Consider the following 15043-nt stretch of genomic DNA (forward strand, 5'->3'; position numbering starts at 1 on the left):
AGCACCAAAACCGTCCGCGTCCACTTCAACAGCAACTACGGCGGCACCTACCAGGACTTCAAAGCAGGCGCCAAGGGCAACCTCAACGCCGGCCTGAAGAACCAGAACGCCTCCCACCAGTTCCTGGGTTCCACGCCGCCGACCGGGTGCAAGACCGACGGCACGCACAGCAAGCCGCCCACGACGATCCTGGTGTACCGGGTGTCCCTCAACCGCGTGGAGCGGGTGCCGTTCGAGTCCTACGTCAAGGACGTCCTGCCCAACGAGTGGGTGCCGAGCTGGCCGAGGGAGTCCCTCAGGGCTGGGGCGATGGCCGTCAAGAGCTACGGCTGGCACTGGGCGCTGCACTCGACGCGCAAGACGTCGAGCGGCCAGTGCTTCGACGTCTACGACAACACGTCGAGCCAGGTCTACAGGCCCGGCTCCGCGACGGCGTCCACGAACGCCGCGGTGGACGCGACCTGGGGCACCAGGATGACCCGCGACGGGAAGATCCTGCAGGCCCACTACTGCGCGACGACGACGGCGTGCGGCGGGTGGGTCACCGGGGACTGGATGTCGCAGTACGGCTCGCGCGACAAGGCCAACGCGGGCTCAAGCCACTCCAGCATCCTCAAGTCCTACTACAGCGGAATCGTTCTCTCCTGACCCCGCCTCCGGTTCCCCGCCGTGTCCTCCGCGGCGGGGAACCAGAGTCATTCAACGATGACCTGGAAGTTGACCGGCCGGTTTCCGGGGAAGGCGACCTTTCCCGCGGCGTCCACCATCTTGAACCGCACGTAGCACAGGCCCGGCTTCCTCGGCGTGGTGATGTCGGTCCGGATGTCGACCATCGCGCCCGGCCGCGTGTCGTTGATCGGCACGTCGGAGATGGTCTGGCACTGGTCGGCCCGCTGCGGGAGGTCAAGGCGGCGCAGCGAGTAGCCCTCCCACGGCACGGTCCCGGTGTTCTTGAGCCGCCATACCTTGGTCACGGTCGTGCCGGCGCCGACGCGCGTGCAGTCGGGCAGCGTGATGTCCGCGATGAACACGGCCTTGTCGCCCTGGTGCGCCGGTGGGGCCGGCGCCGGGTTGAACACGCGCACCGGGCAGTCGGCCGGGGAGAGCGCGGCCTTCGACGGGCCGCCGGACGGTTTCGGGCCGTCCCCTTCCTGCCCGGAGCCGCGGCTGACGGCGACCACGACCACCGTCCCCACACCGACGGCCGCCACTACGAGCGCCACCGCGGCCGGGCGGGTCAGCCTGGATCGCCCGCGGCCTCCCGGCGGCCGGCCGTCACCCGCGCTCCCGTCCGGCGGCGGCGGGGGCACGGCCGGCGAGGTCTCGCCCACCGACCGGGGCGCCTGCGCGCCGATGGCGGTGTGCAGGGCAGGACGTTCCGCGGCGGAGGCGTCGAACCCACCCGGCGAACGGGCCGCCGAGGTGCCCGCGACGGTCGCGGCCCCTTCGGCGCTCGCCGATCTGACCGTCCGGTTCGCGTTTTCCCACCGTTCCCGGTACGCGGCCGGGTCCGCTCCACACGCCTTGACGAACTCGACGGTGGTCCCCCAACTCGGGAGTTTGTTGCCCTTTGTGGCTTCATGCAATGTCGTGTGCGAGATAGCCCCTGACCTGCCGGACATCTCCCGGAAAGACGGGTTGCCCACCGATGTGCGCAGCTCACTCAGGCTCGCCGCGAAGTCCGCGATGGCCTCCGCCTGTGCACGCATGTGGTCCACCGGGTGAAGCTAACAGCGCCCACGGCCTTCACTCAAGCTCGAATCGGTATCAGCACCCACGCCCACACGAGCCGGATACGACCGCGATAACTCCCCCGAGGTGACCTGTTTCGCAGGTGCTTCAGCGGAGTTTGCGGCGTATCTGACTCGGGTTCGTTCTCCCCTTTACGGATGATCACTGGGAGTCGCTGGGGCGGCGTCCAGCGGGTCCGGGGCTAGGGTGAGCGGATGCGGTTGGTGGGACGGGACGGGCACGGGATCGAGTTGCGGATCGACGGCTACCAGTTCCCGGACGCCGAAGACGAGCGGCTCCGCACAAGCTGGCTGATGATCGCCGGGACCGCGTACGGGCCCGAGGGGTCCTGGTCGTTCCGCTGGCAGGCGCTGACCCCGCCGGACGCCGTCCACCTGGCAGCCTGGCTGCGGACCGCGGAGGCCGGCGACACCCTGCGCTTCACCGAGCCCAACCTCTCCCTTGCCCTCACGGCGCGGGGACCGGACGAGACCGTCCTGCGCATCGGCCTGGACCTGGAGTTCTCGCCGCCCTGGCGCAAGCACATCCGAGCGGGCGACCCGTACACGATCCCGGCCCGCCTCTCCACGGCCGACCTCCTGGCCGCCGCCGACGACTGGGCCGCCGAGTCCGCCCGCTTCCCCGGCTGACGACCGCTCGACGGGCCCCGCTGCGGCCTCGTGGATGTGCCGTGAGATGGTCTCATCAAATGACGAACTACGCCCGTATGTACCGCTTCGGCGTCACCCCTTGGGAGCGCTACGGACAGGCTGCGGCGTCCAGCATCGCCGCCCTGCTGGACCGCGAGGAGACCGGACGCTCCCGCCCGCTCGGCCGGGCCCTCGACCTCGGCTGCGGCCGTGGCCAGTTCACCCCCGAGCTCGGACGCCGGGGCTGGGAAGCGGTGGGCGTCGACTACGTGCCGGCCGCGATCGAAGCTGCCGAGCGTCAGGGTGCGGAGGGCGTCACCTACGTCGTGGGCGACGTGACGGACCTGCCGTCGGCCGGCCTGGGGACGTTCGACTTCTTCCTCGACATCGGCTGCTTCCAGGGCTTCGACGCTGAGCAGCGGCGGGCCGAGGGGCGGGGCGTCTCCGCGCTGGCCAACCCCGACTCGACGTTGCTGATGCTCGCCTTCGGCCTCACCCGGCTGCGCTCCCGGATCGGAGGAGTCTCCCAGGCCGAGGTCGAGGCCGCGTTTCCGGACTGGGAACTGCTCGACGTCCAGCCCGCCGACACCGCGGGGCTGGGCTGGCCCATGAACAGGACCTCGCCGCAGTGGTACCGGCTGCGCCGGCGCACCTGACCTCCGGCTCTACCTCCGACGGGCTTCGAGCGCGTCCAGAATCAGGTCCAGGCCGTAGCCGAACTCGCTCGTGTGGTCGTAGCCCGGCTGCAGGGCGTGGTCGACGATCATCTCGGTGAGGTACGGCAACTCGCCCGCCGGCAGGTGCGCGAGGATGCCGCCGGCCACTTCCTCGACGTCGTCCGGCGTCGTCACCGGCAGGTTCGCCTCCTGGAGGACGTACCCGCCGATGTAGCTGTCGATGAGCGAGACGGCGTGCGCGGCTATCGGCAGCGTGAACCCCGCCTTCCGGAGGACGCCGAGGACGGCGTCGTGGTGGCGCAGCGTCGCCGGCCCCGGGTCGCGCCGGGAGTCCATGAGGCCGAGAGCCCAGCTGTGCTGCGACAGGACCGCACGCGCGGAGAAAGCGCGGGCACGGATCGCGTCGCGCCAGTCGGCGCACTCTGCGGGCAGTTCGATCGCCGCGAAGACCGCGTCGACCACGCCGTCCAGGACCGCTTCCTTGTTCGGGACGTGGTGGTAGAGCGACATCGCCTCCACGCCCAGTTCCTGCGCCACCCGGCGCATCGTGATCGCCTCCACGCCGCCGCGATCCGCGACCCGGATCGCGGCTTCCAGCACGCGGTCTCGGCTGAGTGGTCGCCGGGGCGGTGACGGTGACAAGGCGGCTCCAGGGAGGGGCGGGTTGCCAAGCTTACAGGCGTAAGTCATCCTTACGAGCGTAAGTCTCGACCGACGCGCCCCGCCGGGGCGGGAGAAGGAGATCCCGATGCCGATGCCGAGGTGGTGGGGGCACGTGAACAAGCGGGTGTTCAACCCGCGCGCGGTCGCGGGCGGGAAGTGGCCGGTGCTGACTCACGTGGGTCGCACCTCTGGCGCGACGTACCGCACGCCGCTCGACGCGCACCCTGTCGACGGCGGCTACCTGTTCGTCCTGGTGTACGGATCGGGCTCGGACTGGGTGCGGAACGTCCTGGCAGCCGACCGTGCGCGGCTCCGGGTGGACGGGCGGGAGCTGGAACTCGCCGCCCCACGCCTCATCGGGAGGGACGAGGCGTTCCAGGTCCTCCCCGACGAGGTGGCACGCCCACCGAGGATGCTCCGCATCACCGAGTTCCTCCGCATGGACCTCGCCTAGCCACTCTGCCTGGATGACCTGTTCGCCCGTGTGGCGGGCCGGTTTCCCCGATGGCAGGCGCGGGCGTACGTGGTGGGGTTGCTCGCTCCGGTGGAGCGCAAGAACGGCTGGCGGGTGATGCAGCTCCGGGCCGGATGCAGCGGTTGTTGAACCAGGCCCGCTGGGACCCCCATGGCATACGGAATGACCTGCGGGAGTACGTCTTCGGGGAACCCGCCGGGTGTGCTGATCATGGATGGGACCGGGTTCCTCATGAGGGAGCAGACTCCGGGACGGCGGGCGGGTGTTTCTGCCTGCGTCGTGGCTGGCGGACCGGCAGCGATGTACCCGGGCTGGCATCCCGGACCAGGCCGCGTTCACGAGCAAGCCCGCGCTCGCGCGGCCGATGCTGGAGGGCGGCGAGTTTCCGGCCCGCTGGGCTACGGAGGCCAGACCTACGGACAAGACCACGAGTTCCGTCTCTGCCTGGAGAGACGCCAGATCGGGCACATGGTCGCCGTCCCCAGGAGCCATTCGGCGGGTCCGCGGTCGGGCTTCCGGGCCGACATTCTGGCACGGGAGCGCCCGAGCAGGCATGGAAGCGCCTGTCTGAAGGTCCGCGCCTGTACGACTGGGCCATAGCCACGCTGGCCCCACGCCTCGAGAGCGATCCCGCCGATCTCCAGCGATGGCTGCTGGTCAGGCGCTACGACGGCACCATAAAGCCACTCGACCTCCACCTTCCAGGTGCAATCGCACTTCTCGGCCTGGGCGATGGGATTGGTGTAGCGGCCTTGGTAACGATGAAAGGGCACTGGACGAGCCGCACCGTGCAAAAGGGGCGGGTCCGCACCTTGGTGGTGCTGGCGGGAGGCGGTCGCGGCCCGCAGCGACAACGACCGGCTGACCAGGAGATCGTACAGATTGACCATCGCGTCTCCGATGCCCCGGCCCGCACGGCGTGATGGTCTGCAAGCCACGCCCGTAAACGGCGGTCGTCGATAGGGCCCGGCGGCGGGTCCTGCTTGTCGGTCGTTGTCCAGCCTTGGCCACACTGGTCGTCAACAGGCTTGAAGGTGACTTCAGGACCCGAGCGCGCTGAGATCAGTTGGCGTCCCCGTTCGGTGAACGCGAACACTCCGGCGGCGCCGTGGTCACGACCATCCGTTTCCGGCGTCGTCCAGCCGGGGCCGGCGCCGAACCGGACGCCCCATCGACCCGCTGACCCTGGATCATGTCCCGCCTGGCGGTGGAGCCGGAGACCGACTGATCGGTGTCCTCGGAGAACGTGTCCTCCACACCATCAGGTGGTGCCGTCGAGGTCGACGTCGTCGCCCTCCTGGCCGATCCGCAGGCTCGTCCCGTGGACGGAGGACTCGATGATGCTCGCGCCGCCTCCTGAATACCCGGACGGGCCGGGAGCCGGGGCCCGGGTGCATCGCCGCTCCGCCGCCACGGGTTCGCCCACCGCATTCCGACATTTCCGAACACACGATCCACCTGGATGGCGTCCCTCCGAAAGTGGCGTTCAGCCGCTACTCGCCCACGCTTTCTGTTTGTTCCTAAACAGTTCTACTCACACAGGGAGGACGATACTAAGATACCTTGATCGGTCCGGTGATGTGTCGCAAGCGGTTCGTGACCATAGGCCAGAAGAAGCTGTTCAGGAGGGTAGGCGATGAAATACCCACGGCATCTTGAAGCAGCGTTCGAACGTTGATGCTGCGAGTGAGCGACACTCCGGGCGAGCCGGGGGCGAATCAGAAACATCGTCATCCACCTTCGCCAGGGAAGCGCTACAACGAGTTACACGAATATTGCTTGGAGAGCAGTGTGTTGGTGATCTATTCCATCCTCATTGGCGGCTGCTCTCGCGCGGGAGACCGCGGGTGACAGGGCTAGGTGTTCGAGACAGGGACCGTGTGACGGCCATCGGGCACCCGCCAGGTGGTCATGATCGAGCCTTAGAGCTCAGCGGCCGGGTCGTAGAACGTCTCCTCCCCGCACAGACCGGCAAGGACGGACAGGCGCGATCCGCCGCCCGGACCACCGGGGCGGCAAGTCTCAGTGTCGTCTGAGTCCGTCCATCGGTTCGGCTTCGGCGGTCGGAGCCCGTGTTCGGCGACCGAAGAGAAGCTCCATACTCCCGCGAACCATGGTAAGTGAAACGTATACACATTCATGAAATGGTCCTGACTTTTGATCCACGGTACTGTAAAGGACCTCGGTTGCAGGACTTCATGAAGTGGGCGGCTCGTGAGGGAACGCGGTGGACGGCGCGGAGATTCCAGAGAAAGCGGATACCCAGGCCAGGGATCCCAGAACGAAATGTCTGGCAGTGTCGTCGGTTCCATTATCCAGGCGGGAACGGTCCAAGGGGGCGTTCACCTGCACCAGGTCGTCCCCAAGGGTTGGCCACTCCCGGCGCCGGCGCAGTTGCTGCCGCCACGCCCGTACTTCGCCGACCGGACGGCCGAGTTGGAGCGACTCATCCAGGTGAGCGACGCGGTGACCGGAAGTGGCGATCCCGCCACCGTAGTGATCAGCGGGGTGGGTGGAGTGGGAAAGACCTCGCTGGGTTTGGCCTGGTTGAACCGGGTCAGGGAACATTTCCCCGATGGCCAGCTCTACTCGAATCTGCGAGGTTTCTCCGGTGCGGATCCGGTCACCCCCGGCGAGCCACTGGGATACTTTCTGCGCTCCCTGGGCGTGCCTCCCGACGTGGTTCCCAGTGATCTCGGCGAGCAGGCGGCGCTGTTCCGCTCGCTCACAGCGGGACGCCGACTGATCATCATGCTGGACGGCGCCGCCTCGGCGGCGCAGGTGCGCCCGATGTTCCCGGGACACGGCCCGACGCTGGTCTTGGTCACCTCACGGCGGCGGCTCCCGGGCCTGGCGCTGGACGGCGCGTCGTTCCTGCCACTCGGTCCCTTGGACGAGGACGGTGCCGTCCAGTTGCTGGATCGGATGCTGGGCGGCGTCCGCACCCGCGCCGAGCCCGCGGCCACCCGCTCCCTCGCGGCGCTGTGCGGGCGCCTGCCACTAGCGCTATGCACGTCCGCGGCCCGGCTCGCCATCCGGGGGAACTGGCCGATCTCGCGTGTGGTGGGAGAACTGGCCGACGAGCGTGGCCGGCTCGCCTCGCTCAGCCACGGAGACGAAGGCGAGATCTCGGTGCGACTGGTCTTCGACGTCACCTACCGCGACCTGCCGGCGGATGCCGCGAGGTTGTATCGGTTGCTCAGCGTCCATCCAGGCGTGCACTTCGACGTGAGCGACGCGGCGGCGGTCGTCGACTCGTCCACGGAGCAGGTGGCCGGGCCATTGGAGACGCTGGCGGATGCCAACCTGGTGGAGGAGGAGCCAGACGGCCGTCATCGCTTCCACGACCTCGCAAGGCTCCACGCCCGCGATATGGCGAACAGGGAGGAGACCGAGGACAGTCGTGTACGGGCCTTCGAGCGGTTGCTGGAAAGCAGGTTGGGAATCGCCGTGGCCGCCGATCGGACGGTCATCCCCGGTCGCTGGCACCTCGGCCGCCACTATGAGGCCGCCTCTGCGGCGTCGTTCACTGATACCGCCGACGCGCTCGACTGGCTGGAACGGGAACTGCCCAACCTCGTCGACATGGTCACGACCGCGCATGACCTCGGCCTGCACCGCGAGGTCTGGGAACTGTGCGAGGCGATGTGGGGGCTGTTCACCTTCCGGAAGCATTACGCGTCCTGGATCCGGACGCATGAGGCGGGGGCCGCGTCGGCGTCCGCGCTTGGCGATCCACGTGCCGAGGCACGCATGCTGGAGGCACTGGCCTCTGCCCACCTCAATCTGCGCGACTTCCGCACCGCGGCCGACCTCTCCGTGCGCGCGCTGCAACTCGAACGTGAAGCAGGACACGCACGTGGCGAAGCGGTCGCACTCGAGTGTCTTGGTGTCGCCCGGCTCGCAACAGACGACATCGCCGGTGCCATTGACGCGTTCAACCGGGCACGGGAGATCCAGGGGGAGATCGGGATCGAGCGTGGTGTCGCGATGATGACGCGGCGCCTGGGCGAGGCCCTGGCGCGGGACGGCCGCACATCCGAGGCGATCGACCACCTCTCGCGCGCGCTCGGCTACTTCGACGAGCAAGGAGACGATTACAACCGCGCCCGGATCCTCATGGGGATCGCCGGCGCCCTGGCCGCGGAGGGCCGCTTGAGGGACGCCGGCGACAGGCTGAGTAGCGCGCTGGAAGCCGCCACTCGCGCGGGTGCCCGGCACGAGCAGGGCAACGCTCACCTCGCGCTGGCCCGCCTGGCGAGGCACGACGGGGACGCCGATTCGGAACACGCTCATCTGGAGCAAGCACATGCGGTCTTCGAGGCGCTGGGGGCTCCGCAGGCCACGGAGACACGTGATCGCCTAGCCGAGATCGGGTCTCGCGATGGCGGTGCGGAGCGACCGCGGGTCATTCCAGATCGGTGAGCCGCCCGTGCGGGATGAGTTCGACGCCCCCGTCCCCCGAGCCTCGGATGACCAGCCGCGCCGACCGCAGCTCACCCAGCGTGTGCCCGCCCACCAGCAGGCAGTGGACGAACGAAGCAGCCCACGCAAAGGCGGTCGCGGCGTCAGGAGCCACCTGCTCGGCGGGTGTGTCGCAGGCGGTGAAACATACGCTCGCTTCATCGCGGGCGGTGATGGCGCACGTTCGCGCCTCCAGGTCGGTGACGCAAGCGACCAGCGCGGCGCCCGATGTGCGCGCGGAAGCAGTGTGGGGACCGCCAGTGCTCCGGACGGTGACGTCGGCGATGGACGTCAAGCGATCCGCGCTCCGGCCTTGATCAGCGACCTGGCGCACCGCCACGTGCTCGTCCATCACCTGGCCTGACGGCCACATCGGTCCCTCCAGTCCGGAGAGGACTCGCGAGGCCCGTAGCGCGCACAGCGTCACGCTGATCACTCCATGTCCGGTCCTAGCGGTGACGTGTACCGGCCCTTGGTGCGGAGTCCGGGCCAGGCCGACCGGATCTGAGGCGTCCGGGGCCAGTGCGGAGACTCCCAAGCCGGGCGCGGTGTGCGTGAGGTCATCGCGCACGATGCGGGCTTGGACGAAGACGGCGCTCAACGTACCGCCTCCAAGTCGGACGGGCCTGTGAGAAGCCGGGGCATGGGCACGGGATCCAGGAGAGGGGGGTCCGGAGGCTCCTCCAAACGCAGCAGCCGGTAGATCTCCCTGCGCAGAAGGACGGCTGAGCGCCCCGGCTCGGAGGTGAGCCTGTCTCGGAGGACGGCGCCGATGGACGGCCCGCCTTGGGCTCGGAGTCCGGCGTGCGTCTCGATCTGCGGGAGCAAGGGCCGCTCCGGGTCCAGGCGCGGAACGAGGCGGCCAAGCAGTTCCGCCTGGGAGGCAGGGAACGCGTCGCCGTCGGGGAAGGTCGCCAGCAGTACCGGAGTACCGAGCGCGGCCCCGAAGTACGTTGCCGTCCCGTAATCGCCGACGACCAGGTCGGCGGCGACCAGCGCGGCACGCCAGCCCTCATGAGGCGGCAGCAGATCGGCGCCGGCCCGCATCCCGGCCGCACACCAAGCAATTGTTTGCCGTCGGCCATGCCAGGACCAGATGGATGGATGGAGGGCCACCACGACGGCGTACCGTTCTGGGGGCAGTTCCGCGGCGAGTCGACGGATCAGTTCGCGATCCACGCCGAAGAGGCCGCGCGGCCCCCAGGTGGACGAGACGAGGACCAGGCGCCGGTCTCCGGCGACGCCCAACGCCTCTCGGTAGGCCGCTCGTGACGGACGGCTTTTCGACAGGCGGTCGAAGGCGGGATCGCCCACCACCCGGACGGCGGACCCGGCCTCGGGACAGACCTCCAGCAGACGGTTCCGATGATCGTGATGGGCGAGGGCGATCGTCGAGGGAATGACCCGGCCGCCGGCCACAAACGCTTCCCGCCGCAGTCCCGCGACCGGCCGGGACGCCGCGTCTCCGGCGCCGGCCCAGCGCCGGCTCAGCATGGTCGGGCCCATTCCGTGCTGGAGATGCAGGACCGGAGCGTGCAGCCGCTCCAGCGCTCCGTCGCCTGCGGCGACCGCCAGGTCCCATGGCATCTGCGTCGCGTGGTCGAAGGGGACCAGGCACGCTCCCGTCGCCCGCAGATGATCGACGACCCCTCTTGAGAACACCGACGACGGCGCCACCGTGTGCACTGTCTGGACGCGCTGGTCCGGCTCCACCAGTGTGAGCACGTCGTTCAGCCGCGTTACCGCGGTGAGGTGGTGCACGACCGCGAGCACGGTGCGCCGCGTCCGGACGGTCGCCCCCTTCGCGGCGTCCAGTCCGTAGGGCCCCGGGGACCAACCTTCAGATGGCATCGCGCCTCCCGCAACGTGACGGTCGCGGCCCGCAGCGGGCCGCCGGTGGTGTCACGATGGGTCGGGCATGTGGACGGGGCGCCTGCACCGGACGGGACGAAGATGTTGCACACCGCGGTTCACCTGCCGCAGAACGGAGGGCGGGACCGGAACCGGTCCCGCCCTCCGGCGCGTGTGAAACGTCAGACCATGAAGATCATCACCGCCAGGACGACAAAGCCCGTGTTGACGATGAAACTGAGAATCTCATGAATGCGCCTGTGCATCGATATTGATCTCTCTGCCTCTTCGAACATTAAGAGCCACGCAAGTGACCGTGCACCTGCGCATGCAGATGCACACGCAGACTAGCACTTCCCCAATCCGGAACTCCCGCCCCGATCAAGGCACGCGCCACAGTTTAGACCAGGCCTGTCAGGCAAGTAGATCATGTCTCCCAAATCACAACAATCTTGATTTATGACCCACCGGGCGCCAGCAGCCTCTGCTATAGGTCCGACCCTTTCGTTGTACCTTCAATAGTTGCACCATCATTGTTCGAAAGAACGTTCGCACCTCCTCGCGGAAGTGAGGACACTCTCACGTTCGACTCAAGGTCCAGCGGCTGGTAATACGACAAACCGCATGAAACACTCCCAAATATCCAAAATCGGGGCTGTACACGGGGAGCGGAGATGGAGGAGATCAAGCTTCTGGGTGCCGTGGAACTGCGAGCGGGCGGGGTCTCGCAGGAGCTCGGATCGCCGAAGGAACGCTGTCTGCTCGCGATTCTCGCGGTGGAATGCGGCAGCGTCGTCTCGGCGGACACCTTGGCGGGACGGATCTGGGGTGAGCGCCGGCCCGCACAGGCGCGCACCACACTCACGAGCTATGTCACCCGGCTGCGGAGTCGCTTCCGCGGCCGGACGGGAGCGGAGCCGGGCGGACCGTCCCCGGTCGAGTCCGGTCATGGCGGCTACCGCCTGACGTTGCACCCGGAGTCGGTCGACCTGCACCGGTTCCGTGGGCTTCGCCGCCAGGCGCGCGCGATCTCCGAGAGCGGGGACGACGAGCACGCCGTCGCGCTCCTGGCCGAAGCCGAGGAGCTGTGGGGCGGCGAGCCACTGGCTGGCCTGACCGGGGACTGGATCCGGGCACTGCGGGAGAGCCTGGAAGAGGAGCGGCACGGTACGCGGCTGGAGCGCATCGACCTGCAACTTCGGCTGGGACGGCACGGTGAGGTCATCGCCGAACTGCAGCGGCTGACCTCTGAGCGTCCCATGGACGAGCGGGCCACCGCCCAGTTGATGACAGCCCTCTACCGGCTTGACCGAGCGGCGGACGCGCTCGAGGTCTACCGACGCGCCGCCCGCCTGCTGGCTTCGGAGCAAGGCTCCGACCCCGGTCCGCGGTTAAGGGATCTGCACGAACGCATCCTGCGGCGCGACCCGGATCTCGGCGTGACACCGCGTTTCCTTCGGGGCGGCGGAATGCCGCGACCGCGTTCGCTGCCCGAAGCGCCCGCCGGTTTCACCGGACGTGTGCGCGAACTGGAGGTCCTCACCGCTCCTGCCGATGCGGGTGCGCCGCAACCCATGGTCGACGTCGTCACCGGCATGGGCGGGATCGGCAAGAGCGCCCTCGCCCTCCGCGCCGCGCACATACTGACCGGCAGGTTCCCCGATGCGGCGCTGCACGTGCGACTCTGCGGGCATGACGAGGCGCGACCGCCGCTCTCGGCCGGTGCCGTCCTGACCGAACTGCTGCGTGCGCTCGGCGTTCCGCCGCATCGCATTCCGGTCTCCCGCGTCGAGCGCACCAAGCTGTGGCGGCGGGAGATGTCCGGACGGCGTGCCATCGTGGTCCTGGACGACGCCATCGGCTTGGATCACATCCGTCCCGTCATCGCGGGCATCCCGACCTGCCGTGTCCTGGTCACCAGCCGGCGCAAGCTGGCCGGACTGCCCGGCGCGCGGTACCTGCGGTTGGACGTCCTCCCGCCGGGGGAGGCACGCCGGTTGGTGGTCCACGTCACCGGGGACGGCTTGGGCTCGGACGCCGTCGACGAAGTTGTACGCCGGAGCGGTGGACATCCGCTGGCACTGCGCCTCGCCGCGGCACAGGCCGCCAGGGCTGCCGAAACCGGCGCCGACGTGCACCGAGGGGAACGGCACCGGCTGTACCGGAGTGCCGGGGCCACACCGGACGACAGCGACGAACTGGATGAACCGGTGGCACGTGCGGCCTTCGATCGCTCCTACCGCGACCTCACCGAAGAGCAGCAATGCCTGTTTCGGCGATTGGGATGGAGCCCCTGCCCGGACATCACGGCGGAAGGCGCGGCGGCGCTCGTCGCCCGGCCCACAAGAGAGGTACTGGCGGAGTTCGACGTCCTCATCGATCACCATCTCCTTCACGAGCAGGCGCCGGGACGAGTGCGCATGCACGACATCGTGCGCGGTTTCGCCCGCGCGCGGGCGTTCGACGAGGATTCCGGCGGTGAGCGCAGACGCGTCCTGTCCCGGCTCGTGCACCACTACCTGCGACGCGCCGACAGTGCCGATCGCGTGCTCTATCCGCACCGGCGCAGGCGCGATCTCTCCGAGGTCCGCGGGAACGCACCGACCTCTCACGACCGCGACCGGGTGCACGATTTGGTGCACCCCGCCGACGCGGCGGCGTGGCTGGAACGAGAATGGCGCAACTGCCTGGCACTGGCCGAACATTCCATCAAGCATGAGATGAAGGAGAGCGGTGCACTGCTGATCCATACGCTCTCTCAGTACCTCGAAACACAGGGGGAACGCGAAGACGCCGGCCGGGGTCAGGAGGCGGCCGTGCGGGCGGCACGGGAGACGTGCAGCCCGGAGGCGCTGGCCCAGGCACTCTTCGAACTGAGCTTCACGCGGTTCCGCACTGGTGATCACAAGGCAGCGCTGGACCACGCCGCTGAGGCATTGCCCATCTTTCGTTCACTGGGCGATCGGGCGGCCGAAGCCGAAACCCTGGACCGCATCGGCATCGTCCTGTGGACCACGGCACGCTACCGGGAGGCTCTGGCCCACCATCAGGAGGCGCAGGATCTCCACCGGCAGGCCGATGATGCGCACGGCGAGGCGGACTCGCTCGGCTACGCCGCCATCGTGCTGTGGCATCTCGGCCGCTATGGGGAAGCCCTGCAGCATCTGGAGTTCTCTCTCGCCATGCTTCGGAGGTTGGGAGATCGGCGCCGGGAGGCGATGGTGCTCAACAATATCGGGGACGTCCAGCGGCAGCGCGGATTCCACCGGGACGCAATCCGCCATTACCAGGAATCGAGTGCGATCTTCAAAAAGATCGGCGGGGTGCAGCAACAGGCGATTCTCAACAACAACATCGGCGGCGTCCACCAGTACAAGGGCGACTACACCACCGCACTGCGCTTCTACCGGGAGGCGATCACGGTCTTCCGCGACATCGGCGACCGGCGGAACGTCGCCGACACGCTCAACAGCATCGGGACCACCTATCTGCTGATGGGACACCCCGGCGAGGCACTCGTCCACCACCAACAGGCGGAGGACACCGCCCAGGAGGTCGGTGACCGGTATCAGCGGGTGCGGGCCTTGCGCGGGATGGCGGACGCCCACCAGTCCTGCTGCCGTTACCCGGTCGCTCTCGACCACTACAACAGAGCCCTTGCCATGGCCCGCGACATCAGCGCTCCGTATCAGCAGGCCAAGGTGCATGAGGGCATCGCCGCGACCATCTTCCACCTGGAGGGCGAGCAGGCCGCGCGCATCCACTGGCGCCAGGCCCTGGAGATCTTTGAAGAACTGGGTGTGCCGGAGGCGGAGTCCATCGCGATAAGGCTGCATACGATCAACGAGATCGCTTCCTGACGAAGCACGTCCGGCCTGTGAGAACTCCTGGTACCGGGCCTCGGAGATCCGGTGTACCTGCCGCGCCGCCGCCCATCCAAGCGATCAACTTCCCCCATTCCGCGTTACGGCCGATGATGGCAGCATGTCGAGACGCGTGCTGGGCTGGTGCGGACTGATCGTCGGGGTGATCGCCATCGTCGCAGTCGCCGCCCTCTTTGTGATCGTCGGCCTCGATAGAGCCGACAAAATAGCCAGTTCGCTCGGCGCGCTCATCGGGCTCGCGGGGCTCGGAGTCGCTGTATTCGGCCTGATCTCGTCCAGGCGAGAGGACAGGGATGATGACGCACAACGCGCCACGCCCGGCAGCGTTCACAACACGATAGGCGGACCCGTGTCCGGCACTGCGATCCAGGCGAAGAACGTCCACTTGGGCGCGCTCCCTCCCCCGAACGAAGAACGAGAATCTTGAGCCTTCACGGCGTTCAGCGCGAACCGAGGCCCGAGAAGGCACGTCCTCCCCTGGCGTGCCCTCAGTCCTGGGCGGTGAGCCGGGTGGTGATGTGGGTTCGGATCAGGGGGTGGAAGCGGTACCGGCTCGGGGCGGGCTCCTGGAGGAGGTGGACGTCCAGGAGGTGGTCCAGGAGGCGTCTCGCGCGCGGCTCGGTCGTTTCCAGGAGGACGGCGGCGTCG

Annotated in this window: 12 protein-coding genes; 7 read left to right on the forward strand and 5 right to left on the reverse strand. The window is 68.5% G+C overall.

The window, feature by feature from the left end; all coding sequences use genetic code 11:
- Positions 1 to 648: SpoIID/LytB domain-containing protein (locus ACFPZN_RS53745; RefSeq protein WP_378292734.1), on the forward strand; the 648-nt coding region annotated here is incomplete at its 5' end.
- A 47-nt stretch (positions 649 to 695) separates the two neighbouring features.
- Here the strand turns inward: ACFPZN_RS53745 and ACFPZN_RS53750 are convergent.
- Positions 696 to 1586 carry an NBR1-Ig-like domain-containing protein gene (locus ACFPZN_RS53750; protein ID WP_378292736.1) on the reverse strand — a complete coding sequence of 297 codons (891 nt, stop codon included), beginning with the start codon at positions 1584 to 1586 and terminating at the stop codon, positions 696 to 698.
- Between the two features lie 360 nt (positions 1587 to 1946).
- Here ACFPZN_RS53750 and ACFPZN_RS53755 point away from each other — a divergent pair, with 360 nt between their 5' ends.
- Positions 1947 to 2381, forward strand: a complete 435-nt coding sequence (locus ACFPZN_RS53755) for a WapI family immunity protein (RefSeq protein WP_378292738.1) — start codon at positions 1947 to 1949, stop codon at positions 2379 to 2381.
- Between the two features lie 59 nt (positions 2382 to 2440).
- Complete coding sequence (locus tag ACFPZN_RS53760; protein WP_378292740.1) at positions 2441 to 3037, forward strand: class I SAM-dependent methyltransferase; 597 nt, start codon at positions 2441 to 2443, stop codon at positions 3035 to 3037.
- A gap of 9 nt (positions 3038 to 3046) precedes the next feature.
- Here ACFPZN_RS53760 and ACFPZN_RS53765 read toward each other — a convergent pair whose 3' ends face one another.
- Positions 3047 to 3658 carry a TetR/AcrR family transcriptional regulator gene (locus ACFPZN_RS53765; RefSeq protein WP_378292742.1) on the reverse strand — a complete coding sequence of 204 codons (612 nt, stop codon included), beginning with the start codon at positions 3656 to 3658 and terminating at the stop codon, positions 3047 to 3049.
- Positions 3659 to 3806: 148 nt separating this feature from the next.
- Here ACFPZN_RS53765 and ACFPZN_RS53770 point away from each other — a divergent pair, with 148 nt between their 5' ends.
- On the forward strand, positions 3807 to 4175 hold the full coding sequence (locus tag ACFPZN_RS53770) for a nitroreductase family deazaflavin-dependent oxidoreductase (protein WP_378292744.1): 369 nt from the start codon (positions 3807 to 3809) through the stop codon (positions 4173 to 4175).
- Positions 4176 to 5457: 1282 nt separating this feature from the next.
- Here the strand turns inward: ACFPZN_RS53770 and ACFPZN_RS53775 are convergent.
- Positions 5458 to 5622: a hypothetical protein gene (locus ACFPZN_RS53775; protein WP_378292746.1), complete on the reverse strand. Its 165-nt coding sequence runs from the start codon at positions 5620 to 5622 to the stop codon at positions 5458 to 5460.
- A gap of 860 nt (positions 5623 to 6482) precedes the next feature.
- Between ACFPZN_RS53775 and ACFPZN_RS53780 the strand changes: the two genes are divergently transcribed.
- Complete coding sequence (locus ACFPZN_RS53780) at positions 6483 to 8621, forward strand: hypothetical protein (RefSeq protein ID WP_378292748.1); 2139 nt, start codon at positions 6483 to 6485, stop codon at positions 8619 to 8621.
- Here ACFPZN_RS53780 and ACFPZN_RS53785 read toward each other — a convergent pair.
- Both ACFPZN_RS53785 and ACFPZN_RS53790 read right to left on the reverse strand, forming a co-directional pair.
- On the reverse strand, positions 8605 to 9012 hold the full coding sequence (locus ACFPZN_RS53785; protein WP_378292750.1) for a hypothetical protein: 408 nt from the start codon (positions 9010 to 9012) through the stop codon (positions 8605 to 8607). The two genes, ACFPZN_RS53780 and ACFPZN_RS53785, sit on opposite strands and share 17 nt — an antisense overlap.
- A gap of 245 nt (positions 9013 to 9257) precedes the next feature.
- Positions 9258 to 10433 carry a hypothetical protein gene (locus ACFPZN_RS53790; protein WP_378292752.1) on the reverse strand — a complete coding sequence of 392 codons (1176 nt, stop codon included), beginning with the start codon at positions 10431 to 10433 and terminating at the stop codon, positions 9258 to 9260.
- A 752-nt stretch (positions 10434 to 11185) separates the two neighbouring features.
- Here ACFPZN_RS53790 and ACFPZN_RS53795 point away from each other — a divergent pair.
- Both ACFPZN_RS53795 and ACFPZN_RS53800 read left to right on the forward strand, forming a co-directional pair.
- Positions 11186 to 14371 carry an AfsR/SARP family transcriptional regulator gene (locus tag ACFPZN_RS53795; RefSeq protein ID WP_378292754.1) on the forward strand — a complete coding sequence of 1062 codons (3186 nt, stop codon included), beginning with the start codon at positions 11186 to 11188 and terminating at the stop codon, positions 14369 to 14371.
- A gap of 124 nt (positions 14372 to 14495) precedes the next feature.
- Positions 14496 to 14822: a hypothetical protein gene (locus ACFPZN_RS53800; protein ID WP_378292756.1), complete on the forward strand. Its 327-nt coding sequence runs from the start codon at positions 14496 to 14498 to the stop codon at positions 14820 to 14822.
- The last annotated feature ends 221 nt before the right edge of the window (positions 14823 to 15043 follow it).

Origin of the sequence: Actinomadura rugatobispora (assembly GCF_042656285.1) — a bacterium.
Classification (GTDB): domain Bacteria; phylum Actinomycetota; class Actinomycetes; order Streptosporangiales; family Streptosporangiaceae; genus Spirillospora; species Spirillospora rugatobispora.